The 26,388-nt window shown below is 74.5% G+C and carries 14 protein-coding genes; 1 reads left to right on the forward strand and 13 read right to left on the reverse strand.

What is annotated here, in order from left to right; genetic code table 11:
* Position 1 precedes the first annotated feature (1 nt).
* The 11 genes from KO717_RS16560 to KO717_RS16610 are packed head-to-tail and all read right to left on the reverse strand — an operon-like array spanning position 2 to position 23,572.
* Positions 2-2,539 (reverse strand): non-ribosomal peptide synthetase, encoded by a 2,538-nt coding sequence (locus KO717_RS16560; RefSeq protein ID WP_301368381.1) that lies wholly within the window; start codon positions 2,537-2,539, stop codon positions 2-4.
* A complete protein-coding gene (locus KO717_RS16565) occupies positions 2,536-4,125 on the reverse strand; it encodes an AMP-binding protein (protein WP_301368383.1) in 1,590 nt (529 codons plus the stop codon). Before KO717_RS16565 ends, KO717_RS16560 begins: the two co-directional genes overlap by 4 nt.
* On the reverse strand, positions 4,122-7,280 hold the full coding sequence (locus KO717_RS16570) for a condensation domain-containing protein (protein ID WP_301368385.1): 3,159 nt from the start codon (positions 7,278-7,280) through the stop codon (positions 4,122-4,124). Before KO717_RS16570 ends, KO717_RS16565 begins: the two co-directional genes overlap by 4 nt.
* Positions 7,277-8,545 carry an MFS transporter gene (locus KO717_RS16575; protein WP_301368387.1) on the reverse strand — a complete coding sequence of 423 codons (1,269 nt, stop codon included), beginning with the start codon at positions 8,543-8,545 and terminating at the stop codon, positions 7,277-7,279. The genes KO717_RS16570 and KO717_RS16575 overlap by 4 nt, the downstream gene beginning before the upstream one ends.
* Positions 8,538-12,635, reverse strand: a complete 4,098-nt coding sequence (locus tag KO717_RS16580) for a non-ribosomal peptide synthetase (RefSeq protein WP_301368388.1) — start codon at positions 12,633-12,635, stop codon at positions 8,538-8,540. The genes KO717_RS16575 and KO717_RS16580 overlap by 8 nt, the downstream gene beginning before the upstream one ends.
* Positions 12,632-13,915, reverse strand: a complete 1,284-nt coding sequence (locus KO717_RS16585) for a MupA/Atu3671 family FMN-dependent luciferase-like monooxygenase (protein WP_301368390.1) — start codon at positions 13,913-13,915, stop codon at positions 12,632-12,634. Before KO717_RS16585 ends, KO717_RS16580 begins: the two co-directional genes overlap by 4 nt.
* A 2-nt stretch (positions 13,916-13,917) precedes the next feature.
* Complete coding sequence (locus KO717_RS16590; RefSeq protein WP_301368392.1) at positions 13,918-18,543, reverse strand: type I polyketide synthase; 4,626 nt, start codon at positions 18,541-18,543, stop codon at positions 13,918-13,920.
* A complete protein-coding gene (locus KO717_RS16595; protein WP_301368394.1) occupies positions 18,540-20,405 on the reverse strand; it encodes an amino acid adenylation domain-containing protein in 1,866 nt (621 codons plus the stop codon). Before KO717_RS16595 ends, KO717_RS16590 begins: the two co-directional genes overlap by 4 nt.
* On the reverse strand, positions 20,395-22,086 hold the full coding sequence (locus KO717_RS16600; protein ID WP_301368396.1) for a condensation domain-containing protein: 1,692 nt from the start codon (positions 22,084-22,086) through the stop codon (positions 20,395-20,397). The genes KO717_RS16595 and KO717_RS16600 overlap by 11 nt, the downstream gene beginning before the upstream one ends.
* Complete coding sequence (locus KO717_RS16605) at positions 22,083-22,958, reverse strand: thioesterase II family protein (RefSeq protein WP_301368398.1); 876 nt, start codon at positions 22,956-22,958, stop codon at positions 22,083-22,085. The genes KO717_RS16600 and KO717_RS16605 overlap by 4 nt, the downstream gene beginning before the upstream one ends.
* The gene (locus KO717_RS16610) at positions 22,958-23,572 is read right to left on the reverse strand and encodes an NADPH-dependent FMN reductase (RefSeq protein ID WP_301368399.1); all 615 of its coding nucleotides are present in this window, start codon (positions 23,570-23,572) and stop codon (positions 22,958-22,960) included. Before KO717_RS16610 ends, KO717_RS16605 begins: the two co-directional genes overlap by 1 nt.
* Positions 23,573-24,038: 466 nt before the next feature.
* On the opposite strand from KO717_RS16610, the gene KO717_RS16615 reads away from it, so the two are divergent.
* Entirely contained in the window at positions 24,039-25,070 is a 1,032-nt protein-coding gene (locus tag KO717_RS16615) for an aspartate-semialdehyde dehydrogenase (RefSeq protein WP_301368401.1), read from the forward strand.
* Between the two features lie 76 nt (positions 25,071-25,146).
* On the opposite strand, the gene KO717_RS16620 is transcribed toward KO717_RS16615, so the two are convergent.
* Positions 25,147-26,052: a LysR family transcriptional regulator gene (locus tag KO717_RS16620; protein ID WP_301368402.1), complete on the reverse strand. Its 906-nt coding sequence runs from the start codon at positions 26,050-26,052 to the stop codon at positions 25,147-25,149.
* Between the two features lie 43 nt (positions 26,053-26,095).
* Complete coding sequence (locus KO717_RS16625) at positions 26,096-26,263, reverse strand: hypothetical protein (RefSeq protein ID WP_301368404.1); 168 nt, start codon at positions 26,261-26,263, stop codon at positions 26,096-26,098.
* Between the last annotated feature and the right edge of the window lie 125 nt (positions 26,264-26,388).

The raw sequence follows: 26,388 nt of genomic DNA on the forward strand, positions 1-26,388 counted from the left end.
GTCAGCCTCCGGCCGGGAACGCGCCGGTGCGGCGGGCGACGGTCAGGGCCCCCGCGAGCGACTCGACGGTCGAGTAGGTGAACAGGGTGCGCACCGGGATCTCCAGGCCGAATTCCTCCTGGAGCCGCAGCGCCACCCGGGTCGCGGTCAGCGAGTCGCCGCCGAGGTCGAAGAAGTCGTCCCCGGCGCCGACCTCGTCGGCGTACAGCGTCTCGGCCCACACCCGGGCCACGGCCCGTTCGGCGGGGGTGCGCGGGGCGATGAACTCGGACTCCAGGCCGGTGCGTTCGCCGTCCGGTGCGGGCAGCGCCTTGCGGTCGGTCTTGCCGCTGGTGGTCAGCGGCATCCGGTCCAGGAAGACGTACGTACCGGGCACCATGTAGCCGGGCAGGGTGCGGCCGCACCAGTCGCGCAGCGCGCCGATGCCGGGCACCGGACGGCCGGAGAGCGGGACGACGTACGCCACGAGCGTCTTCTCGCCGGGCACGTCCTCGCGGACGGTGACGGCGCAGGAGCCGACGTCCTCGTGGGCCAGCAGCGCGGCCTCGATCTCGCCGAGCTCGATGCGGAACCCGCGGACCTTGACCTGGTGGTCGAGGCGGCCGAGGAACTCCAGTTCGCCGCCGGGCAGCCACCGCACCAGGTCGCCGGTGCGGTAGACCCGGCCTCCGGCGAACGGGTTGCGGGTGAAGCGCTCGGCGGTCAGGTCGTCGCGGCCGAGGTAGCCGCGGGCCACGCCGGCGCCGCCGATGAGCAGTTCGCCGGGTACGCCGGCGGGGACCGGGCGGTCCGCGTCGTCGACGACGTACAGCTCGGTGCCGGCGGTGGGGCGGCCGATGGGGACGGCGCCGGTGGCGCCGGTGATCTCGGCGACGGAGGCGTAGACGGTGGTTTCCGTCGGGCCGTAGCCGTTGAGGACCCGGGTGCCGGCGCGCAGCATCCGCGCGGCCAGTTCGGCGGGCAGGGCCTCTCCGGCGGCGAAGATCTCCAGGGCCCGCGGCCGGTCGCCGAGCGCGTCCAGGAGCGGGCGCAGCGCGGAGGGCGTGGCCTGGACGAGGGTGACGGCGTGCCGGTCGATCAGCTCGACGAGGGCGGGCGGGTTGTGGATCTGGTCCTGGTACGCGCCGATGATCCGGCCGCCGGTGATCAGCGGCAGGAACACCTCGACGCCCGCGATGTCGAAGGTGGCCGAGGTGGTGAACAGGACCCGCTCGTTCGCCGGCGCCGGGAAGGTCTCCCGCATGCCGCACAGCAGGTTGCCGAAGCCGCCCCGGGTGACGGCGACGCCCTTGGGGGTGCCGGTGGAGCCGGAGGTGTAGAGGACGTAGGCGAGGTGCCCGGGCCCGGCGGCCGTCGCCGCTTCCACGGCGGGGGAAGCGGCGATCGCCGCGGCGTCGGTGTCGACCGCGACGAGGGTACGGGGCCGGGCGCCGTCGCCGCCGGACAGCCGCCCGCGCAGCGACTCCTGGGTGACGACCACCGGCGCGGCCGTGTCCCGCAGGACGAACTCCAGGCGGTCCACCGGGTGCTGGGGGTCGAGCGGCACGTAGGCCGCGCCCGAGCGGAGCACGGCGAGCAGCGCCACGATCAGTTCGGGGCCGCGCTCCAGGCAGACCGCGACGGGCACGTCCGGGCCGGCGCCGAGGCCGCGCAGGTGGTGGGCGAGGCGGTCGGCGCGGGCGTCGAGCTCCCGGTAGGTGACCTCCTCGGCGCCGAAGACGACCGCGACGGCGTCGGGGGCGCGCCGGGCCTGCCCGGCGACCAGAGCGGCCACGTCCACGGCGGCGGCCGCGTCGACGTCCGCGTCGGCGGCCTCGGGGAACGCGGCGCGGCCGCGGCCCCAGCCGGTGAGCAGCAGCTCGCGCTCGGCCGCGCCGAGCGGATCGAGCCCGTCCAGCGCGATGCCGGGGGTTTCGGCGATCGCGGTGAGCAGGGTGAGGTAGCCGTCGGTGAACCGCTCCGCGCTCGCCACGTCGAACAGCTCGGCGGCGAAGCCGACGTGCAGGCCGAGGCCGTCACGGCCGTGGTCCCGGTCGATCGCCAGGGTCAGGTCGGGCGGGCACACCCCGTCGGCCCGGTAGGCCGGCCCGTCCGTGAACAGGGCCTGGACCACCGGGTGGTGGCCGTCGGCTCCGGGTTCGAACGCGGCGGCCAGGCGGGCCAACGGCAGCGCGGCGGCCCGGCCCCGGGTCAGCGCGGCGTCGGTCCGCGCCACGAGCTCGGCGAAGGCCGGGCCCGCGGTCAGGTCGGCCCGTACGACGGCCAGGCCGCCGTCGGCGCCCGGGACGCCCACCGCGAGGTCGCGCCGGCGGGTCCACCGGCCGAGCAGCACCTGGTAGGCGGCGAGCAGCACGGCGGACAGCGGGGCGCCGTACTCGGCGGCCGCCTTGTCCAGCGCCTGTGCCGTGCCAGCCGCAACCGTGCGGGTGACATGGCCCAGGGCGCCGGTGCGCGCCGAGGGGCGCGGCCGGTCGGTGGCCGGCTCCAGCGGTTCCAGGCCCGCGAGTTCGCTTCGCCAGTACTCCAGCGCGTCGGTCATGACCCCTCCGTCGTGTCGAGGATCCGCGCCAGTGCCTTGCGGTCCGTCTTTCCGTTGTCGTTGAGCGGCAGCCCGCCCGGCAGGTGGGTGAGCGAGGCGGGCACCATGTGCAGCGGCAGCAGCTCGCGCAGCCAGGCGTCGAACCGCTCGGGGTCCACCTCGCGGCCCGCGTAGGCGCCGACCAGCTCGGTCTCGCCGTCCGGGCCGGGCAGGGCGAGCACCGCGGCGTCGATGACGTGCGGGTGGCGGTGCACGGCCGCCTCGACCTCGCCGAGCTCGATGCGGAAGCCGCGTACCTTGACCTGCTGGTCGAGGCGGCCCCAGTGCACGTAGAGCCCGTTCTCGCGCCGGACCCGGTCACCGGTGCGGTACCAGTGGCGGTCGGTCAGCGCGGTGCTGCCGTCGTAGCCCTCGGCGGGGCCGCCGCCGGGCTCGTACGACACGAACCGCCCGGCGTTCTCGCGCGGGTCGAGGTAGCCACCGAAGCGCTGCGGGCCGCGCACGCACAGCTCGCCCTCGTCGGCCGCCAGGCCGTCCCCGTCCAGCAGCACCATCTCCATGCCGGGGAAGGGGACGCCGATCGGCACGGTGCCGTTGGAGAACTCCGGCCAGTGCGCACTCGGCCCGGACAGGGCGTGGTTGGTGCAGCACACCGTCAGCTCGGTGGGCCCGTACACGTTGTGGATCACGGCGTTCGGGGCGACCTCGCGCCAGAGCGCGGCGTGCTGCGCGGTGACCGGCTCGGCGCCGAACATGCTGTGCCGCAGGTTCCCGGCACGGCCCAGCGGCAGGTTGCCGAGCCGCTGCGCCTCCCGGATCACCGAGGGCACCGAGAACCAGTGGGTGAGCTCGCGTTCGACGATGAAGTCGACCGGCCGGTACAGGTCGGCGGCGAGCGGCACCACCAGGGTGGCGCCGCCGCCCCAGGTCGCGAACAGGTCGATGAGGCTCGCGTCGAAGGTCAGGCCGAAGGTCTGGGTGAGCCGGGCGCCCGGCGCGATCTCGTAGCGCTCGATGTTGTGCGCGATGAACAGCGAGGTGTTCCGGTGCCGGATCGGCACGCCCTTGGGCTGGCCGGTGGAACCGGACGTGAACAGCAGGTACGCCTCGCGGTCCGGGTCGTCCGGGACGGGCGGCAGCGACCGCTCCGCCACCTCGGCCGCCGCCGCGGACACCCGCTCGTCCTCGTCGAGTCCGAGGACGGTCGGCCGGTGGCGCTCGGGCAGCCGGGTGAACAGGCCGGCGGAGCGGGTGTCCACCAGAGCCACCTGCACGCCGGCCCGCTGGGCGATGTCGAGGTTGCGCTGCGCGGGGTAGTCGGGGTTGAGCGGGACGACGCTCGCGCCGAGCCGCTGGATCGCCAGGTAGCCGGCGTACGCGGCGACCGAGCGCGTGGCGGCGAGCGCCACCCGGGCGGGCAGCGAGCCGTGCTTGGCGGCGATGCGGTCGGCGAGCGTGAGCGCGAGGGCGCGCACCTCGCCGTAGGTCAGTACCTCGTCGCCGATCTCCAGGGCGGGCAGGCCGGGGTGACGCAGGGCCGATTCCTCGAACCACTGGTAGAGCGTGCGCTGTTGCCGGTCGTTCATCGCTTCCTCGGTATCGGTGTGCTGGTCTGGCGGGTGCGGCCGCGGGCGCGCATGGCCTCGGCGCGGGCCTGGGCCCGGCTGTGCCCGCGCTCCCCGGCGGCCGGCGGGGCGTCCGTGGCGGGGGCGCCGCCCAGGAAGGCGGCCATGGCCTTGACGGTGGAGTGCCGGAACAGGTCCACCACGTCGACCTCCCGCTCCAGTGCGCTGCGCAGCCGGTCGCGCAGCCGGATCAGGAGCAGCGAGTTGCCGCCGACGTCGAAGAAGTTCTCCGACGCTCCGACCGGCCGGCCCAGCACCTGCTCCCAGGCCGCGGCGACGGTCCGCTCGGCGTCGCTCGCCGGCTGCGCGCCGGCCTCGCCGTCCGGCTGCCCGGCCCCGGCGGCGGCCGCCTCGGCGAGCAGCTTGGCGATCGCCTCCCGGTCGGGGCGCCCGCCCGGCAGCAGCGGCAGCCGGTCGGCCAGGTGCAGCCGGGCGGGCAGCAGGTGGCCGGGCAGCAGGTCCCGCAGGTGGGTACGGAGTGCGTCGGCGGTGAGGTCCGCGCCCGGCCGGGCCGCCACGGCCGCTGCGAGGGAGCCGTCCGCCGGGTCGGTCAAGACCTGCGCCCGGACGACTTCGGGGTGCGCGAGCAGCGCGGCCTCGGCGTCGAGGGCGGCCACGCGGACGCCCCGTACCAGGGCGTGGTCGCCGGACCGGCCGGCGAAGACGATCCGCCCGTCGGGGAGCCGGCGGGCCAGGTCGCCGGTGGCGAACAGGCGTGCGCCGGGCTCCTGGCCGAACGGGTCGGGCAGGAACCGTTCGGCGGTGCCGCGCGCCCGGTCCAGGTAGCCGCGGGTCACGGCCGGGCCGCCGATGTGCAGCTCGCCGACCGCGCCGGTCGCCGCGATCGCACCGCGCGCGTCCAGGACGTACGCCGTGGCGCCGGCCGGGAGCCCCAGCGGGAGGGGGCCGTAGTCCTCCCCCTCCGGGGACCGTGCCGGGCCCGCGAGCGCGGGGCCGGCCGTCTCGGCGCACATGTACAGCTGGTGCACGTCCGTGGCCCCGGCGGCCAGTGCGGCCGCGAGGGTGCCGGGGAACAGGGGCTCGCCCGTGGTGAGTACGGGGACCCGTGCGCCTCCGGTGAGCAGCCCCGCGAGTTCGGCGGGGGCCGCGAGCACGGTGGCCGCGTCGCCGCCGGTGGGGACGACCGCACGGCCGCCCCGGGTCAGCGGGCCGAACAGCTCCAGGAACGCGGCCGGCGAGTCCGGGGCCGCCAGCAGGGCGACCGCGTCGAAGGCGGCCCCGGGCAGCTCGCGGTGGGCCCAGCGCAGCCGGGACACCAGATTGCGGTGCTCGGCGACGACCGCGCGCGGCTCGCCGGTGACACCGGACGTGCGCAGCACCCAGGCGGCGCCCTTCGCGGTGACCCGTGCGGCCTGCGGCGCCGCCCCGTCCTCACCGGCGGCGTCCTCCGGGTCGAGCACGTCGACCTGGGTGTGGTCGAACAGCGCGCCGGAGTACGGGTCGGCGAGGACGGTCCGCAGTCCCGCGTCGTCCACGGCGAGCCGCAGCAGGAACGCGGGCAGCTCCGGGTCGAGCGGTACGCACGTGCCGCCCGCCCGGACCACCCCGAGCTGGGCCGCGGCCAGCGCGAAGGACTTCGGGACGCACACCCCGACGGGGGTCTCGGGTCCGGCCCCGAGCGCCTGCAGGCGCGCCGCCACCCGGTCGGCCGCACGGTCGAGTTCGCGGTACGTCCAGGTGCGCGCCCCCGCGGCCACCGCGACCGCGTCGGGGGTGCGGGCGATCTGCTCGGCGACCAGCCCGTGCACGGTGGCCGTGTCCTCGTACGCCGCCGCGGGCGCCGGGGCCTCGGTGCGCAGCAGCGCGGAGACGCGGGCCGTCGGATCGGCGCCGATCCGCTCCAGAACGGTGCGCAGCCGGTCGAGGAGCAGCCGGGCGGTGGCCTCGTCGAAGAGGTCGGTGCGGTAGTCCGCGAGGGCCAGCAGGCCGTCCCCGGTCTCCACGGTGTCGATCGCGAGATCGGTCTTCATGGTGGGCAGGCGCAGCTCGGCCGCGCCGAACCGGGAGCCGGCCGCCTCATGGACGGGCGCGGCCGGCGCGTGGGTGTACATGACCTGGTAGAGCGGGTGGTAGCTCGGGTCGCGGGCGAGCCCGAGCCGGTCCATGACCTCGTCGACGAGCAGGTCGGGGTGGTCGAGGGCGTCGAGGAGGTCCCCGCGCACCCGGCCGACCAGGTCGGTGAACTCCGGGTCGCCGGCCAGCTCTCCGCGCAGGACGACGGGCCGGGTGAGGTAGCCGATCACGCCGGCGCTCTCGGTGGTGTCGCGGCCGGAGACGGCCATGCCGGTCAGCACGTCGGTGCCGCCGTACTGGCTGAGCACCACGTCCACCGCGGCCTTGAGCACCATGAACAGGCTGGCGCGCTTGGTGCGGGCCAGCCGGCGCAGCGGCTCCACGACCGGCTCGGGTACGAGGGCGGTGACCCGGGCCCCGGCGTGCCCGGCCCGCGCCCGGCGGGGCCCGGCGAGCGGCAGTTCGAGGAGGTCGGGGGCGCCGGCCAGGCGCTGTGTCCAGTAGGCGAGCCGTTCGGGCCTGGCCTCCTCGTCCAGCGCGGTGCGCGCGGCGAGGAACTCGCCGTACCCGACGGCGGGCCGGGGCAGCGGGTCGGCGAGGCCGTCCGCGAACGCCCCGTACAGGGCGGTGAGTTCGGCGGTGAACAGTTCCAGCGAGGCCCCGTCGAACACGATGTGGTGGACGCCGACGAGGAGCTGGTGCCGCGCCTCGGACAGGCGCAGCAGCTCGGCCCGCAGCAGCGGCCCGCCGTCGAGGTCGAAGGGGGTGCAGGCGAAGGCGTCCGCGCGGGCGGCCGCCTCCTCCCGCGTCGCCTCGACGACGTCGAGGGCGACCGGAGCGGGCGCCCCGATCCGCTGCACGGGCTCGCCGGCGGCGTCCCGCACGATGCGCACCCGCAGCGCGTCGTGCCGCTGGACGAGGGCGTCCAGGGCGCGCTGCAGGGCGTCGGCGTCGAGCGGGCCCTCGATGGTGACGGCGAAGGGGATGCTGAAGAACGGGTCGCCGGGCCGGAGCTGGCCCAGGGCCCACAGCCGCCGCTGGGCGGGGGTCAGGGGAAGCGTGGGCAGGTCGGGCGTGCTCATGCGACGGCCTCCGGTTCCGGGGTGCCCGCCCGCCCGCCGCGGCCGCCACGCAGCCGGGGGACGAGCAGGACGAGGGCCGCGACGACGAGGACGGCGCCGGCCACGACGATGGATTCGGCGATGCCGACGAGTCCGGCGAGCAGGCCGCCGACGACCACGCCGAGGACGGTGAAGTTGACCATCAGGGCGTTGAGCAGGCCGACACCGCGGCCGCGCAGCTCCTCGGGCAGGTCGCTGAGGAGCGTGTTGGCGACCGGCACCTGGAAGAGACCCGAGCCGAGACCGGCGAGCACGCACCACAGCAGGACGACGGTCAGACCGAGTGCGCCCTGGTCGGTGGCCTCCCATGCCGTGCCCGTGGGGGCGAGCAGCAGCAGGGAGGCGCCGAAGAGCACGATCGACCCGATGAGCAGCCCCCGGTCGGAGAACCGGCGCACCAGCGGCGGTCCGGTGAGCGCGCCGATCACACAGCCCGCGCCGAAGCCGGCCTGGGCCAGCCCGTATTCGAAGGCCGGCAGCTCGAAGACGCTCAGGAGCTGGGAGTTGAGGTTGGTGGTGAACAGGCCGAGGACCAGCATCACCGGGACCATGACGATCGCCAGGAAGCGCAGCGAGGGCACGGCGAGCACACCGGAGATGCCGGTGCGCAGCGACTTCCAGTACCCCTCGCGGCCGCTGTCGGCGCCCCGCACGGGCACCTCCCGCAGCACCGCCATGCTGGCGAGCAGCACCGCCGAGAGCACGAACGTCACGGCGTCGAGCACGAAGACCGTGGTGACGCTGCCGAAGGCGATGAGCAGCCCGCCGAGCGCCGGGCCCACCAGGTTGAGGGTGTGGTTGGTGGACTGGAAGAGGGCGACCGCCGTGGGGATGCTGTGCCCGCGCACGATCAGCGGGATCGCGGTGATGCGGGCCGTTTCGAAGAAGGCCTTGGCGATGCCGCTGAGCAGGATGAGCACGAGCAGCAGCAGCGGCGAGTCCCGTACGGCGATCATCGCGAGCACCAGGACGACGCGGACCAGGTCCGAGCCGACCATCAGCAGCCGGGCCGGCAGCCGGTCGGCCAGCGGTCCCACGAACGCGCCGAGCACGCCGAAGGGCAGCAGCTGAGCGATGACGACCAGGGACACGTACAGGACCGGGTCGTCGGTCTCGGTGGCCACCACGTAGATCAGAGTGATCTTGGTGATGGCGTCACCGAGGAAGGAGGCGACGACGGCCAGCCAGTACCGGATGTACGTCCGGTCCTTCAGCAGCTCAAGCATCGTCTCCCTCACCATTCCCGGCAGCGCCGTTCAGTACCTCGTTGAGGACTTCGGCGACGCCCTCGATGTGGGGGTGGCGCATCATCGTGTAGTGGTTGCCGCCGACCGTGCGGACGTCGAAGTGCTGCCCGGTGAGCTCGTTCCAGGAGGTGGCGAGGTCCCACTCCTCCTCGTCGGCGCGGATCAGCGTGACCTTGCCCTTGACGGGGCCGGGCCGGAAGTTCCACACCAGGCGCAGGTTGGCGACCCACAGCTCGTAGATGTCGCGGATCTGCTCGCGTCCGGCGTCCGGCGGCAGGTAGTCGCACTCGCGGGCGATGCCGAGCAGGTAGTCGAGGTGCGCGTCCTCGTCCATGGTCTGCAGTTCGGCGAGCGGCTTGAGGCGCCGGCCGTAGTCCCACTGCAGGTTGGCGGCGATGGCCTCGACGATCTCGGCCGGGTCCGGCTCGGAGCCGGCCGGTACGACGGCGGGCGCGTGCGCGTCCATCATGACGACCGACACCTCGGCGCCGCTCTTCTCCAGCTCCCCGGCGACGGCGAAGGCGTTGGCCCCGCCGTAGCACCAGCCGGCCACCGTGTAGGGGCCCTCGGGCTGGGTCTCGCGGATCAGCGCGGCGTACTGGGCGGCGCGGTCGCCGAAGCCGGTGAACGGCAGCTCGCCGTCGACGGGCGGCGGCGAAGCCAGCGCGTACAGCGGGCGCCCGGCGGGCTCGACGAGCGCTGCGAACGGCATGTAGCAGACGACCTCGCTGCCGGCCGGGTGGGCGAAGAACACCGGGGAGCCGGTGCCGTCGCCGGAGCCGAGCTCGACCAGGTGCACCCCGGTCTCGTCCTGGTAGCCCTCGCGCAGCATCCGGGCGAACCGCTCGACGGTGGCGCCCCGGAAGATCGCCGCCATCGGGAGCTGCTGCCCGAACCGCTTCTCGATCTCCGCCATCAGGCGCAGCACGAGCAGCGAGTGGCCGCCCAGGTCGAAGAACCGGTCGTGCAGGCCGATCGGGGAGACCCCGAGGACCTCCTCCCAGATGTGCGCGACCTCCAGCTCGACGGCGTCGCGCGGCGGCACGTAGCTCGCCGCGTCGCGCTCGACGGCGGGGGCGGGCAGCGCCCGGCGGTCGATCTTCCCGCTGGTGTTCAGCGGGAAGGTCTCCAGGCGGACGATCGCGGCGGGGACCATGTAGTCCGGCAGGAAGCCGCGCAGGTGCTCGCGCAGCTCCTCGGCGGTCAGCGTCCCGTCGACGGACTCGACGTACCCGGTGAGCCGCTTGTCGCCGGGGCGGTCCTCGCGGACCAGGGCGACCGCGCGGCGCACCGCCGGGTGTTCCTCCAGCCGGGCCTCGATCTCGCCCAGCTCGATGCGGAAGCCGCGCAGCTTGACCTGGCCGTCGTCGCGGCCGAGGAAGACGAGCGTGCCGTCCTCGCGCAGCCGCGCCTTGTCGCCGGTGAAGTAGAGGCGGGCGCCGGGGCGGCCGCCGAACGGGTCGGGCACGAACCGCTCGGCGGTCAGGCCGGGCCGGCCGCGGTAGCCGCGGGCGACGCCGGTGCCGCCCAGGTACAGGTCACCGGGCATGCCGACGGGGACCGGGGCGAGCCGGTCGTCCAGGACGTACACCTGGGTGTTGTCGAGCGGCCGGCCGATGGAGATCTGCTCGGTGCCGCTGTCCAGGCGCTGGAACGTGGACCAGATGGTGGTCTCGGTGGGGCCGTACACGTTCCAGGTGCGGCCGGGCCCGCGGACCAGCTGCTCGGCCAGGGCGGGCGGCAGGGCCTCGCCGCCGACCAGCACGCGCAGCGAGCCGTCGTTGTGCCAGCCCGCCTCCACCAGCAGGTGCCAGGTGGCGGGGGTGGCCTGCATGACGGTGGCGCCGGTCTCGGCGAGCAGCTCGGCGAGCCTGTGGCCGTCGACGGCCTGCTCCTTGGTGACGACGTGCACCCGGGCCCCGCTGATCAGCGGGGCGTACAGCTCCAGGCCCGCGATGTCGAAGGTGACGGGGGTGACGGCGGCGAGCGTGTCTCCCGGGGCGAGCCCGGTCTCGCGGGCCATCGCCAGGAGCAGGTTGACCAGGTTGCGGTGGGTCACCTCGACGCCCTTGGGACGGCCGGTGGAACCCGAGGTGAAGATGACGTACGCGAGCCGGTCCTCGCCCGAGGCGGGCTTCGCCGGGACGGCGGGCGCGGCGGCGATCGCCTCCGCGTCGGTGTCCAGGCGGATGCGCTCGCCGGGGCATCCGGCGAGCGCGCCGAGCAGGCCCTCCCGGGTGAGCAGGAAGCCGGTGCGGGCGTCGCCGGTCATGTCGGCGAGGCGCTGCGCCGGGTAGGCGGCGTCGAGCGGGAGATAGGCGCCGCCCGACATGATCACGCCGAGCAGGGCGACGACGAGGTCCACCGAGCGCTCCAGGCACACGCCGACGACGGTCTCGGGGACCACGCCGCGCGCCTGCAGGTGGGACGCCAGCCGGCCGGAGCGGTCCAGGAGTTCGCCGTACGTCAGCCGCTCGTCGCCGCAGGAGACGGCGACCGCGTCGGGGGTGGCGGCGGCCTGGCGGCGCACCAGGTCGTCCAGGCCGAGGCCCGGCTCGCGCGCGGCCTCGGTGCTGTTCCACTCGACGAGCAGGGTGTGCGCCTCGTCGGCGTCGACCAGGGACAGGTCCTGGACGGTGCGTCCCGCGTCCTCGGTCATCTGCTCCAGGAGCCGCACGACCTGGCGGGCCATCCGCGCCATCGTGCTCTCGTCGAACAGGTCGGTGTTGTACTCGAACAGGCCGTGGAGGTGGTCGGCGGCGAGCTGCGGGTCGTCGAGGAACCCGAGGAACACGTCGTCCTTGGCGGTGGCGTTGTCGAGCATCAGCTCCTCGACGCGCAGCCCGGCCATCGGCGGCGGGTCCTCGTGGACGAAGTCCACCAGGATGAAGGAGGCCTGGTAGATCGGGGTACGGCTGGGGTCGCGGGGGATGTCGAGCTCGTCCAGCAGGGTGCCGAACGGGATGTCGAAGTGGTCGAAGGCGCCCAGCATCGTGGAGCGGGTCGCCTGGAGCAGCTCGCGCACCGTCATCGCGGGCGAGACCGTGGTGCGCAGCGGCAGCATCGTGAGGAAGTAGCCGATCATCGGCTCGGTCTCGGGCCTGCCGCGGGTGGAGGAGGTGGTGCCGACGACGACGTCCTGCTGGCCGGTGAGCCGGTGCAGCAGCGTCTTCCAGGCGGCGAGCAGCACGATGTTGATCGTGACGTCCTCGCGCTTGGCGAGGTCGCGGATCGCCTGGGTCAGCTCCGGGGTGAGCGGGAACTGGTAGCGGGCGCCGTTGGAGGTCATGACCGGCGGGCGCGGCCGGTCGGTGGGCAGCTCCAGGACGAGTTCGGCGCCTTCGAGCTTCTGCTTCCAGTACGGCAGGTGCTTGTGCCGGACCTCCTCGCGCAGCCACTGCGGCTGCCACTCGGAGTAGTCCGCGTAGTGCACCTCGACCGGCGGCAGTTCGGGCTTCCGGCCCGTCGCGAACGCCGTGTAGAACTCGGCGAACTCGGCGTTGAAGATGCCCATCGAGCCGCGGTCCCAGACCAGGTGGTCGACGGTGCCGACGAGCACGTGCTGGTCGTCGGCGACCCGGAGCACCGCGATGCGCAGCAGCGGTCCCTTGACCAGGTCGAAGGGGGCGCGCATCTCCTCGGTGGCCAGGCGCGTCAGCTCCGCCTCGCGCCGCTCCTGCGGTACGGAGCGCAGGTCGACGTGGCGGACCGGCACCTCCATCGCCGGGTGGACGACCTGGACGGGGGTGTGGCCGTCCTGCTCGAAGGTGGTGCGCATCGCCTCGTGGCGGTCCACGAAGGCGTCGGTGGCGCGCTGGAGCGCGTCCCGGTCCAGCTCGCCGTGCAGCTTCGAGGCGAAGTACACGTTGTAGAGCGGGTCTTCGGCGTCGAACTGGTGGATCAGCCAGATGCGCTCCTGGTCCACCGTGAGCGGCACCCGGTCGCCGCCCGTGCGCCGGGGGATGGGGCCGGCCGTCGCGGGCGTCCGGGCGCGCTCGCGCATCTTCTTGTCCAGGAGGGCCCGCTGGGCCGGGGTGAGGCCGGCCAGCCGGTTGGCGAGTTCGGTCACGACTGGTCTCCTTCGGCGGCGGCCTCGGCGGCCCGGTACCGGTTCTTGAGTTCGGTGAGGTGTTCCAGGCCCTTGACGACCTGGCCCGGCGCGAGGCCGAAGTCGACCAGGCAGGCCACCTCGTCCACGCCGATGTCGACCAGGTCCTCGATCAGGGACTCGCACTTGTCGGGCGTGCCGAGGAGCGCGAGCGTGTCGAAGTACCGCTCGAAGGTGGCGTTCAGCATCACGTCGCGCTCGGCCTCGGAGAGCTTGGAGTACTCGCTGCCGAAGCTGTCCTGCTGCGCGAGGAAGGTCTTGAGGTAGCCGGTCAGCGGCTCCCGCACGATCTCCCGGGCGCTCTCGTCGTCGGAGTCCAGGAACGTGTGCACCATCGCGGTGACCTTGGCGCGGGACGGGTCGTGCCCGGCTCCGACGAGCGCCTCGCGGTAGGCGGCGATCTTGTCCTTGAGGTCGGCGGGCCGCTGGGCGACGAGACCGGTCAGCAGGTACGCACCGGCCTCACCGGCCTTGACGAACGTCTCGGGGCTGCCCTGCGCCGACACCCATACGGGGAGCTCGGGCTGGATCGGGCGCGGCAGGGTACGCACCGACTGGAGCGAGCCGTCGGCGCGCGGCAGTTCGACGCTCTCCCCGGCCCACAGCCGCTGGATCGTGTCGATCGCCTCGAACATCTCCTCCTTGCGGCGCGGGTAGCGCTGCTGCCCGTCGCCGGGGGCCAGGAGGAAGTCGTCGGGGTGCCAGCCGGAGGCCGCGGAGATCGCGGCCCGCCCGCCGGACAGGTTGTCGACGACCGCCCACTCCTCGGCGACCCGCACCGGGTGGTGCAGCGGCAGGACGCAGCTGCCCGCCCGGATCTGGATCGACTGCGTCTGCACGGCGATGGCCGCGGCCAGGACCGACGGGTTGGGGTAGAGCCCGCCGAAGTCCACGAAGTGCCGCTCGGGCACCCAGATCCCGGCGAAGCCGTTGGCGTCGGCGATCCGGGCGCTCTCCATGAGGAGGTCGTACTTCCCGGGGCCGGCGGCGGTGCCGTCGCCGGAGAAGAAGAACAGGCTGAACTCCATGGTGCTGCCGGGACGCCGGGTGCGGCGCGGCGCGGCGGCCTGCCGGGCGCCGGACCGCTCCCCCGCGTCCACGACGGCGGGCGCCTTCAGGCCGCGCTCGCGCATCGCGCGCAGCAGGACCTCGCGCTGCTCCGGGCTCAGCGAGGCGAGCCGCTCCTGGAGCATGCGGGCCTGCGCCGCCTCGGCGTCGGTGGTCGTGTTCTCGTCAGCCATGGTCAGCTGTCACCCTTCAGCTTGTGCTCGGCCTCGGCGGCGGAGAGGGCTTCGACCTCGCGCAGCATCGCCTCGAACTCGTCCAGACCGATGGACTCGGCCTGGTGGGCGCGGATCGCCGCCGCGAGCCCCGGTACGGTCGGCGCCTCGAAGACGGCGCTCATCGGGAAGTCACCGTGCGCCTGGCGCAGCCGTCCCACGATCTGGATGGCGAACAGCGAGTTCCCGCCCAGGTCGTAGAAGTCGTCGTCCGGGCCGATCGGGGAGGCGCCGAGCATCTCCTGCCACACCCGGGCCACCGACTGGGCCAGTTCGTCGTCCGGCCACACGGTGGCGGGGTCCCAGTCACTGTCCTCGCCCCGGCCGCTGCCGAGCGCGTTCGTGAAGGAGGCCGCGGTCATGCCCTGCTGGTCGGCCAGGACGTCCTGGAAGTCGGCCCGGGACACCACCAGCTGGGGCAGGCCGGCGAAGAGCGCGGCGCGGGCCAGCGCGAGGCCGTCGGCGACGGGGATGCCCTGGCTCAGGCGCAGCCGCTCGTACAGCTCGCGCACCTCGGGCAGTCCGGCCATCTGCAGCTCGAACCAGTCGTCCCACTCCCACTGGGACCAGTCGAGGGTGACGGTGTTGCGCCCCTGGGCGGAGCCTGCTGCGGCGAAGGCGTCCAGGAAGGCGGCGGCCGCGCAGTTGTCGGCCTGGCCGAATCCGCCGACGATGCCGGTGGTGGCCGAACCCGAGAGGAAGAAGTCCAGTTCGTCGTCGGCGAGCAGCTCTTCGAGCAGCAGCGTGGAGCGCACCCGCGCCCCCAGCACGGCCTCGAAGTCCTCCCGCGACTTGAGCGCGACGAGTCCGGTGCCGCGGGCGTCCGCGCAGTGCAGTACGCCGTCGACGGCGCCCAGCACGGAGCGGGCCTCCCCGACGAGCAGCCGGGCCTGCTCCGGGTCGGCCAGGTCGGCCGCCCGGTAGGTGACGGCACCGGGACGGGCGGCGCGCAGCGCGGCGATCCGCTCGGCGCGGGTCCGCTCGGCCCCCGCGGGCAGCGCGGCCCACTCGCTCTCGGCCGGGAACTGCGGGTCCCCGACGAGCACCAGGCGGGCGCCCGCCCGGGCGAGCTGCTCGGCGAAGCTCAGCCCGGCCTCGCCGGACACGCCGGTGACCAGGTAGCCGGCGTCGGCCCGCCACGCCCGCTCGACGGGTACGGCCGGCGGCTCCACCGGCGCGAAGGCGCGGCCCAGCCGCTGGGTGCCCCGGTAGGCGACGAGGGTCTCGGTGCCGGGACCGGCCAGTTCGGCGGTGAGCTGCCGGACCAGACGCGTCCGCGCGGCGGTGTCCGCCGGGGGCAGTACGTCGATGCTCCGGCACGTCAGCCGGGTGTACTCCTGCGGCAGGACGGTGACCGCCCCGTACAGGGCGGCCCGCTCGGGGCGGGTCACGTCCGAGCCGTGCGCGTCCTGCAGCCGGTCGGTGAGGACGTCGACGCGCACCGGGGTGTCGGCGCCGCTCTCGCCGAGGGCCTGGGCCAGCGCGACCAGGCTGTGGAAGCCGGTGGCCACGCCGTCGGCGTAGCGCTCCGCGGCCGTGGCCGGAGCCGAGCCGTCCGGCCCGGTGACGGCCCAGGCGTGCAGGATCCGGTCCGGGGCCGCCCCGTCCTGGCGCAGCTCCGCCAGGACCCGGCCCAGGTGTCCGGCGTCCGCCGGGTCGGCGTCGAAGCCGCGCTCGGAGGTGCGGGCGTACGCCGCCGCCTTGCGCACGGTGGTGACGCTGTCGCCGCGCTCGCGCAGGGCGGCGGCCAGGTCGTCGGCCAGGCCGCGCTCGTCGGCCAGCACCAGCCAGGTGGCCGGTCCGGCCGGCTCGGCGGCGGCGGCCAGCGGCGCGCGGTGCCAGACCGGCGCGTACGTCCAGCGCGCGCTGTCGGTGCGGACGCTCGTGGCCTTGGCCGGCTTCGGCAGCAGGAAGCTGCGGCCCTGGAAGGGGTAGGCGGGCAGCGGCACCCGGCGGCGCGCGCCGCTCTCGTGCAGGGCGCTCCAGTCGACGCCGACGCCGTGGCGCCACAGCTCCGCGAGGCCCTCGCGGACCGCGCGGTGCTCGGCGGGCGCCTCGGCGCCGGCGCGCGGCTTGCGCAGGAGGGTGACGACGGGGCCCGGCTCCGGGTGGGTCTTGACGAGCCCGCCGAGCTGGCTGCCGGGGCCGGCCTCGACGAACACGGCGGGGCCGCACTGGGCGAGGGCGGCGATGCCGTCGGAGAACCGGACGGGCCGGCGGGTGTGGGCGACCCAGTACGCCGGGTCGGTGGCCTGCTCGTCGGTGATCCAGGTACCGGTGACGTTGGACAGGAAGGGGATCTTCGGCGCGTTCAGCGTGACCGAGCGCAGCACCTCCTCCAGGCCGGGCAGGGCGGACTCGACCAGCGCGGTGTGGAAGGCGTGCGAGGTCTCCAGCTCGCGGACGGAGGCGCCCTGGGCCTCCAGGACCCGGCGGGCCGCGGCGACCTCCTCGGGCGTGCCGGCGACCACGCAGGAGCCGGGCGCGTTGACCGCGGCGATCGTCGCGCGGCCCTCCAGCGCCCGGGTGAGCGCCTCCTCGTCGAGGAGTACGGACAGCATCCGGCCGGGCGCGAGGTCCTGCATCAGCTGGGCGCGGCGGGCGACCACGCGCAGGATGTCCTCCAGGCTGAACACCCCGGCCAGGCAGGCCGATACGTACTCGCCCAGGCTGTGGCCGGTCATGGCGGACGGCTCGACGCCCCAGGAGAGCAGCAGCTGCGCGGTGGCGTAGTCGACGGAGAAGACGGTGGGCTGGGTGTAGAGGGTCTGCCGCAGCCGCTCGCGGGTCTCCTCGCCGTCGGCGGCGAACGCCACGTCCCGGACGTCCCAGCCGAGCTGGGGCAGCAGGAGCTCGGCGCACCGGTCGAGGGCTGCGCGGAAGACGGGCTCGGTGCGGTACAGGTCCGCGCCCATGCCCGGGTACTGGGCACCCTGGCCGGGGAAGAGGAACACCACCTCGGGGGTTCCCCCGCCCTGCCCGGCGGCCACGGCGGACGCGGCGGGCCGGTCCTGGCGCAGCGCGGCGGCGGCGCCCTCCAGGCTGTCGGCCACCACGGCACGGCGGTACGGGAGTTCGGCGCGGCCCGACTGCAGCGTGTGGGCGGCGTCCGCGAGGGCAGCGCCGCTCCCGGTGAGCGCGTCCGCGAGACGCTCCGCGGCGGCGTCGAGGGCTTCGGGGGTGCGGGCCGACAGGGGCAGCACCTGCCAGTCGCCGTCCGCGCCGGGGTCCGCGCCGGGGTCCGCGGCGACGGCGGGGTCCGCGACGACGGCCGGGGCCGCCTCCAGGACCACGTGCGCGTTGGTGCCGCCGATGCCGAAGGCGCTCACCCCGGCGCGCGGCGGGGTCGCCGTCTTCGGCCAGGGGGTGCTCTCGCCGGTGACCACGAACGGGCCCTTGTCGAGGGCGAGCCGCGGGTTGGGGGCGCGGAAGTGCGCGGTCGGCGGGATGAAGCGGTGCTCCAGGGCGAGCGCGGCCTTGATCAGGCCGGCCACGCCGGCGGCCGCGTCGAGGTGGCCGATGTTGGACTTCACCGAGCCCAGGTGGACGGAGCCGGCGGCCGCGTCGGGGCCGAAGGCCTCGGTGAGCGCCTGCACCTCGATGGGGTCGCCGAGCGGGGTGGCGGTGCCGTGCGCCTCGACGTACTGGACGGTGGCGGGTTCGACGCCCGCGACGGCCAGCGCCTCGGCGATGACCTCGGCCTGGCCGTGCGGGGACGGCGCGGTGAAGCCGATCTTGGCGGCGCCGTCGTTGTTGACGGCCGAGCCCCGGATCACGGCATGGATGTGGTCGCCGTCGGCGACCGCGTCCTCCAGGCGCTTGAGGACGACCAGGGCGACGCCGTCGCCGGAGACCGTGCCGGAGGCGTCCGCGTCGAAGGGGCGGCAGTGGCCGTCCGTCGAGAGGATCGCGCCCTCCTCGTAGCGGTAGCCGCGCGGCTCGAACTCGCGCACCGCGACGCCGCCCGCGAGGGCCAGGTCGCACTCGCGGCCGAGCAGCGACTGCACGGCCAGGTGCACGCCGACCAGCGAGGAGGAGCAGGCGCTCTGCACGGTGAAGCTGGGCCCGGTCAGACCGAGCTTGTAGGAGACGCGCAGCGCCAGCATGCCGGGGTCGTTGCCGATCGCGACCTGGATCTCGTCGGAGATCCGGCCGTCGCCGCCGCTGTCGGCGATCCGCTCGCGCAGGTAGCCGCTGCCCGAGGTCCCGGCGAAGACGCCGGTGCGGCCCTCGAAAGAGCCCGCCGGGTAGCCGGCCCGCTCCAGGGCCTGCCAGGCGGTCTCCAGCAGCAACCGGTGCTGCGGGTCCATCAGTTCGGCCTCGGAGCGGGTCACGCCGAAGAACTCGGCGTCGAACCGGTCGAACCCCTCGACGGGGAAGCCCGACTTCACGTAGGCCGGGTCGGCGAGCAGCGCCTCGGGCACGCCCGCCCCGGCGAGCTGCTCGTCGGAGTAGTCGGTGCGGCCCACTTCGCCCGCCGCCAGCATGTGCCACAGGGCGTCGACATCGCCGGCACCGGGGAAGCGGCCGCTCATCCCGATGATGGCCACGGACTGCTCGGGCAGCGGCAGATCCGCTTCGTACGTCATGCGTTCTCCCCGTGCGGGTTGGTGGTGGACTGTGCGGCGAGCAGCTCTTCCAGGGCCGCCGCGAGTTCTCGGACCGTGGGCAGGTCGAAGAAGATCCGCAGCGTCACGGCGACGCCGAACTGCTCCTTCGAACGGGCCACGACCTGGGTCGCGAGCATCGAGTGCCCGCCGAGGTCGAAGAAGTCGTCGTCGAGGCCGACCCGGTCGACCGAGAGCACATCGGCCCAGATCTCCGCGAGGGCCTTCTCCACCGGGGTGCCGGCGGCCTCGAAGTCGCCGCCCAGGTCGGGGCGTACGGCCTCGGGCGCGGGCAGGGCCCGCCGGTCGACCTTGCCGTTGAGGGTCAGCGGCAGACGCTCCAGCGGGACGAAGACGTTCGGCAGCATGTACGCGGGCAGGGTGCGGCCCAGGTGCTCGCGCAGTGCGGCCGTACCGTCACCCGGTTCGGCCCCTGCGGACACCCAGTAGGCGACCAGGCGCGGCTCGCCCACCGAGTCCTCGTCGACGATCACCACGCAGTCCCGGACGTCCGGGTGGCGGGTCAGGGCGTTCTCGATCTCGCCGAGCTCGATGCGGTAACCGCGCACCTTGACCTGGTGGTCGAGCCGGCCGAGGTACTCGTGGTCGCCGTCCGCGCCCCGCCGGGCGCTGTCGCCCGAGCGGTAGCGGCGGGCGCCGGGCTCGGCCGCGTCCGGGTCGGGCAGGAAGCGCCCGGCGGTCAGGGAGGGCCGGCCCAGGTAGCCGCGGGCCACCCCGGCGCCGCCGACGAACAGCTCGCCGGCCTCGCCGTCGGCCGCCCGGGTGCCGTCCGCGGCGGCGACCTCCATCGTCCAGCCCTCGAACGCGCCGCCGATCATGGAGCCGGCCCCGGCGTCGAGGTCGGCCGAGGTCATCCGGCGGTAGGTGGAATGCACGGTGGTCTCGGTGATCCCGTACATGTTGACGAGCTCGGGCCGGTCCTCACCGTGCCGGGCGATCCACGGCCGCAGCATCTCGGGCGGCAGCGCCTCGCCCGCGAAGACGACCAGGCGCAGCGCGTCGAGGGCGGCCGGTCCGGCGCCGGGCGGCTGCTCCTCCTCGTAGCGCACCAGCTGCCGGAAGGCGGCCGGGGTCTGGTTGAGGACGGTCACCCGCTCGCGGTGCAGCAGCGCGTGGAACTCCTGCGGCGAGCGCCGGGTCTCCTCCGGTACGACGACGAGCCGCCCGCCGTGCAGCAGCGCGCCCCACATCTCCCACACCGACACGTCGAAGGCGGCGGAGGCGAACATGGACCAGACGTCGTCGGGGCCGAAGCCGAAGTGGCCCCGGGTGCCGGTGAGCAGGCCCGTCACGTTGCGGTGCTCGATCATGACGCCCTTGGGGGTGCCGGTCGAACCGCTGGTGTAGATGACGTACGCGAGGCTCGCCGGGCCGGTGCCCGCGTCCTCCGGCGCGGTGTCCGGGTGGCCGCCGAGGTCGGTGCCGCCGGGGCCGGTCAGGACGGTGTGCGCGGCGGGCAGCCCCCGCCCGTCCCGGTCGGTGACCAGGACGGTGGCGCCGGCGTCGGCGAGGGTGAAGGCGATCCGCTCGTCCGGGCTCGCCGGGTCGAGCGGCACGTACGCGCCGCCCGCCTTGAGCACCGCGAGCAGCGCCGTCACCAGGGCGGTGGTGCGCTCCATGCAGACGGCGACCGGCACTTCGGGGCCGACGCCGAGGGAGCGCAGGTGGTGGGCGAGGCGGTTGGCGGAGCGGTCGAGCTCGCGGTAGGTCAGCCGGCCGTCGATGCCGGTCACGGCGATCGCGTCGCCCCGCACCGACGCCTGCCGCGCGAACCAGGCGTCGATGGTGCCCGTTCCCGGGGCGGCCAGTGGGTCAGCGGTCACGGTGCGTGTTCCTCTCGGTGCCGGACACCCGGAAGCGGACCGCTAGGAGATCCAGCACGGGCCCGTCCGGGAAGGTGATTGCGTCGTGCAGCGTCTGCTCGTAGGCGGCCAGCAGCGCGGCCGGGGTCTCGGGCCCGAACAGGTCGGTGTCGTATTCGAGGGTCAGCGCGACACCCGCACCGCTCTCCTGCGCGTACAGGCTGAGGTCGTACTTCGCGGTGTCCTGCGGGCCCGTGAGGTCGAGGGAGCAGTGCTCCAGCCCGGCGAAGACCGGGTCCGACTGCTCCTTGAGGAAGCTGAACATCACCCGGAACACCGGCAGGAAGTCCCGGCTGCGCCGGGACACGAGGGCCTCGACCAGTTTGTCGAAGGGCAGTTCCTGCTGCGCGGAAGCGTCGAGCAGCGCGGTACGGGTACGGGCGAGCAGCCCCCGGAAGGCCGGGTCCCCGCCGAGTCCGACGCGGACCGGAACCATGTTGATGAGGCAGCCGAGGAGCTCCTGGAGCTCGGGCCGGGTGCGGCCGGCGACCGGGATGCCCACGATGACGTCCTCGGTCCCGGACCAGCCCGCGAGCAGCGCCTGGAACCCGGCGAGCAGCGTCATGTTGAGCGTTCCGCGCTCGGTGCGGCCGAACTCCCTCAGGCGGGAGACGAGTTCGGGTCCGAGGTCGCGGGTGACGACCGCGCCGCGGAAGGACCGGTGGCGGGGCCGGGGGTGGTCGGTGGGCACGGCGAGGGCCTGCGGGTCGTCGCCGAGCACCGCCCGCCAGTGGGCGGTCAGGGCGTCCAGGGTGTCGCCCTGGAGCCGCTCGCGCTGCCAGACGGCGTAGTCGGCGTACTGCAGCGCGGGCTCGCCGCCGATGCCCGCGACCGTACCCACGCCCGTGCCCGCGCCCGTGCCCGGGTCGCCGTACAGCTCCCCCAGCTCCCGGAAGAAGATCTCGACGGACCAGCCGTCGATGGCGATGTGATGGAACGTCACCACCAGGTGGTGGTCCTCGGCGCCGAGCCGCAGCAGGTGGGCCCGCAGCGGCAGGTCGGCGGCGAGGTCGAAGACGTACGCGCCCGCCTCGGCGGCGATGCGCGCCGCCTCGGCCGCGGGTTCCGCCGCGCCGGTCAGGTCGGTGGCCGGGAGCGGGAACTCCCCGGGTGCGGCGACGGCCTGGTGGGGCACCCCGGACGACGCCTGGTAGGTCGTGCGCAGCACCTCGTGCCGGGCGACGAGCGCGGTCAGCGCCCGGCCGAGCCTGCCGTGGTCGAGGGCGCCGCGCAGCTTCAGCACGGTCGGCACGTTGTAGAGCGTGGTGTCGGGGTCGATCTGCTGCATGAACCAGAGCCGCTGCTGGGCGAAGGACAGTGCGGGCCGCTCCGGCCGCACCCCGGCCCGCGGGCCCGACGGTCCCTCCGCCGCGGCTCCCGCCCCCGGTCCCGTCCCCGCCTTCCTGGCCGCCATGGCGCCGCGCACCAGGCGGGCCATGCCCTCCAGGGTGCCCGCGTCGAGCAGCCCCGCGGGCTCGACGCGGGCGCCGAGCTCCTCGTCGATCCGGTCGGCGAGGGTGCGTACCGCTTCCGGCCGCCCGCCCAGTGCCTGCCAGTGCGAGCCGAGCGTCACGTCGGTGGCGTCGAGGATCTCGGCCCACATCAGGGCGAGCTCCTCCTCCACGAATCCCATGACTGTCATATGAGTTGTGTCCCGGAGTGAGAGTGACGCACGGCGTCCTGGAGCAGTTCGAGGAATTTCGGCGGGTTGCCGCTGAAGTAGAAGTGGTCGCCCTCGAAGACGTGCACGTCGGCGTCGGCCGTCGTGTGGGCGCCCCAGGCGCCGGCCTCGGCGAGCGGGACGTCGGGGTCCCCGTCGGCGACGAACACGGTGACCGGGCAGCCGACCACGGCGCCCGCGTCGACCCGGTACTCCGCCAGGGCGCGCAGGTCGCCGCGGATGGCGGGAAGCACGAGCTGCAGCAGCTCCGGGTCCTGGCGCACTCCGTCGCTGGTGCCGCCGAGGCCCATGATGCGGGCGAGCACGGCGTCGTCGGGCTCGGGCTCGGCTGCGGACCCGGGCTCGGATCCGGCCTCCCCCGAGGTCAGCCGGTCCGTACGCACCGAGGGCGCCGAACTGGCGGAAGCGACGAGGAGGTGGGGAGCGGTGCCCCCGGCCGACTCCAGCCGCCGGGCCACCTCGAAGCCGATGAGACCGCCCATGCTGTGCCCGAAGAAGGCCGGACGCCGTGGCAGCCGGGTGCGCAGGGCCTCGTACACGCCGTCCGCCAGCGCCGCCACCGAGCCCGCGGGCTCCTCGAAGAGCCGGTTCTCGCGCCCCGGGTACTGCACGACCAGCATCTCGATGTCCGGGTCGAGCGCCGCCGACAGGTCGAAGTAGTAACTGGCCGACCCGCCCGCGTGCGGGAAGCAGACCAGGGTGTACCGGGCCGCCGGCTTCGGGTGGAAGCAGCGGATCCAGGTGGTGGGGGCGGGGCCGGTCCCCAGGACCCGCACCGGTGTCGTCGTGGCCGTGCCGCCGTCGGGACAGTGGCCTTCGCCGGCGCCGCCCATCAGGCGTGCACCGCGTCCGCGCGCACCGTGTCCGCGCGCAGCGCCCGGTGGGCCCGGCGCGCCTCCGCGAACTCGACGACCTGGCCGGCCATCGCCGTCAGCTGCTGCTGGATGTGCGGGTCGGAGCACTGGCCGTCCGCACCGAACCCGGCCGTCGCGCTGTTGAGCGCCACCCCCAGCGGGGTGGTCCAGCCGCGCAGGGCGTGCACGATGTCCCGGAGCGCGGCGAGCGTGGTCACCGCGCCCTGCCAGCCCATCCCGACGGACAGGCAGCCGACGGCCCGCTCCGAGAGGTAGGGCCGGGCATCGCCGCGCAGCTCCTCGGTGTAGTCCAGGGCGTTCTTCAGCAGCCCGGACACCGTGCCGTGGTACGCGGGGCTCGCCAGCACCACGCCGTCCGCCGAGGCCACCTCGTCGAGGAGCCGGCGCGCCTGGGGCGGGCAGGCCGCCACGCGCGGGTCGTAGAGCGGCATGACGAGGTCGGCGCCGCTGACGAGACTGACCTGCGCGCCCAGCCGGGCGGCCTCCGCGAGCACCACCCGCAGCCCGAGCTCCGCGGTGGAGCCAGGCCGGGAGGACCCTCCGATTCCTACGACCTTCACGGCCTGCTGCATGAACTCCCCGTTTCGCGTGTCTTGGTCCGAAAGCCCGGCTGCCCGTCCTCGTGGCACTCCGGGTTCCCCGGTGGTCGATCTCCCCGGCCGATCAGGACCGGCCACAGCCTTCGGCACGCCAACTTGCAGGTCAACGCCCGTCGTCCGGGGGAATCCGATGGCCCCGTTCGGACATTCCGATGGCGCTTGCGGTAATGCCCGGTGCCCGTCGGGGGCCTTGCTCCCACCGGAGCACCCGGGCCGCCGCCACCGATCGTTCCCACTGATGGGAGCCATCGGAGATACCCGTCGGCCCGCCCTTTTCCAGGCGCCCCGGATGCGCGGATCATCGGAGCGGCGCCGATCGCGCACACCGCCCCATGCCGAGCTTCCGGCGCGTACTCGAACAGGGTCATGTCCCGGAACCGACGGCCCGCACGGCCGCCGGCCGTCCGGGTTCCCTGCCCACCGCGGATCCGAGAAGCCCATGCCCCAGGTCGACGACCCCGCCGCTCCCCGCATCGCCGTCGTCGGAGCGACCGGCGCAGTGGGCGGCACCCTGCTCGAACTCATCGAGGACCGCGCTCTGCCGTACCGGCGTCTGCACCTGGTGGCGTCCGCCCGCTCGGCCGGCCGTACGATCCGCGTCGACGGCCGCGACCAACGCGTCACCGAGCTCTCCCGGTTCGCGTTCGGCACGGTGGACGCGGCCCTGTTCTGCGCCGGCGAGCAGATCAGCAGGGAGTGGGTCCCGGTCGCCGTCGCCCACGGAGCCCTGGCCATCGACAGCACCCCCGCCTTCCGGATGACCCCGGGCACCCCCCTGGTCGTCCCGCAGCTCAACGCGGCCGAGCTGGGCCGCCGTCCGGCGGGCGGGGTGATCGCGGTGCCCGGCGCCGCCACGGTGCCCGTGGTCCGTGTGCTGCGGGACGTGGAGCGCCGCTGGGGGATCCGCCGGATCGTCGTCAGTACGTACCAGGGCGCCTCGGGCGCCGGGCACGGCGGCATCGAGGAGCTCCAGGACGGCTCGCGCACGGTCCTGCAGGACCCGCAGGCCACCGTGCCCTCGGCGCAGTTCTCGCCCGCACTGGCCTTCAACGTGCTGCCCGGCATCGGCGACGTCCTGGAGGACGGCTCGACCCTCCAGGAGCGGGAGGTGGCCGACGAGGTCCGGAAGGTCCTGGGGCTGCCCGGCATCGAGGTCACGGCGACCTGCGTCCGGGTCCCGATGGTCAGCGGGCACGGCGCGGCGGTGTGGGTGCAGTGCCGTGCGGCGGTGGACCGCGCCGAACTGGTCGCACTGCTGAGGGCGTTGCCCGAGGTCGTGGTCCACGACCTCGGCGGCCCGACCCCGGCGGCGCTGGGCGACCCGGACCAGCTCCACGTGGGGCGCATCCGGGTCTCGGCCACCGCCCCCGAGGGCTTCTGGCTGTGGCTGGCCACCGACAACCTCCGGGTGGGCGGCGCGCTGGACGCCGTACGGATAGTGGAGGAACTGCTGGCCCGGGGCGCCCTGTGAACACGCCGCCGCCGGCCCGCCCGAAGGCGGGGCCGGCGGGGCCACGGGTGCTGACGGAACCGCGGGACGGCGGCCTTCAGCAGGCCACCAGCTGCCGGTCCTGCTCGGCGAAGCGGACCATCCAGTCGATGAACACCCGCATCTCACGGGTGAGGTGGCGCCCGTACCGCCACGCGATCTGTGTGTAGACCTCGAACGGAGCCTTCCAGTCCAGCACCGTCAGCGACTGCGCCTCGATCTCGGCGGCCACCGCCATCGCGGGCAGCACACTGACACCGAGACCGGCCGAGACCCCGCGCTTGATCGACTCGATGTTGCCGAACTGCAGCAGCGGTACGGGCTGCTCGGCCCCGCCGTTGAGCTCCGCCTCGAACATCGCCCCGTACGAGCAGCCCGCCTCCGGCGCCAGGATCGGCACCGCGCGCAGATCACCGGTGGAGACGTTGCGGACGCCCGCCAGGACATGGTCCGGGGCGGCGACCGCGACCAGCGGCTCGGAGCCGAGGATCTCGGTCCTGACCCCGGGATGGTCGGTCTCGGCCTCCATGAGGAAGCCCAGGTCGAAGGTGCCCTGCCGGAGCGCCTCGCAGGTGTCCCGGCACAGGCTGGGCCGCAGGGCGAGCTGGAGCTGCGGGTAGCGGTGGTGGAAGTACTCCAGGACCGGGGGCATCCGGTAGGACGTGAAGCTCTCCATCGTGCCGATGGTGAGCACCCCCGAAGGTTCGCCCAGGCCGGTGGTCCGGTCCCGGGCCTCGTCGACCAGGGACAGGATCCGCTCGGCGTACGGAACGAGCCGTTCTCCGGCCGGAGTCAGCCGGATCCGCCCCCGCAGGCGCTCGAAGAGCTCCACGCCCAGCGCCACCTCCAGGCCTTTGACCTGGGCGGTGACGCTGGACTGCGCGTACTTCAGGTCGGCTGCGGCGCGGGTGAAGCTGAGCAGGGTCGCGACCCGGTGAAAGGTGGTGAGCTGTTTCAGATCCATACGCTGTCCCGGCGGCGCGCCGTCCCCGTGCTGGTGGCGCCGGTCACTGCCAGCCCATGTCCGTCTTCTGGGCGCCGGCCTGAGTGGTGGGCTCGGCGGCGGCACCTTGCGGTACCTCGGTGGTGGCGGCCTGCGCGGTGGCGGGCGCCACCAGTACGGCGGCACCGAAGACGACGATCGCTACGGCCTTGCCCATACGAGTGCTAAGCATGAAGAACATCCCCCTGTGTCATGCGTGTTTCTTGCAGCTCCAGCATCACCACGCGTCACAGACTCGGGAAAGGGTTTTCCGGTGGCCAGATTGGGCCCTGACCCAATCTGGCCAGCAGGGCCCGA

The sequence above is a fragment of the Streptomyces xanthophaeus genome (assembly GCF_030440515.1).
GTDB lineage: Bacteria > Actinomycetota > Actinomycetes > Streptomycetales > Streptomycetaceae > Streptomyces > Streptomyces kutzneri.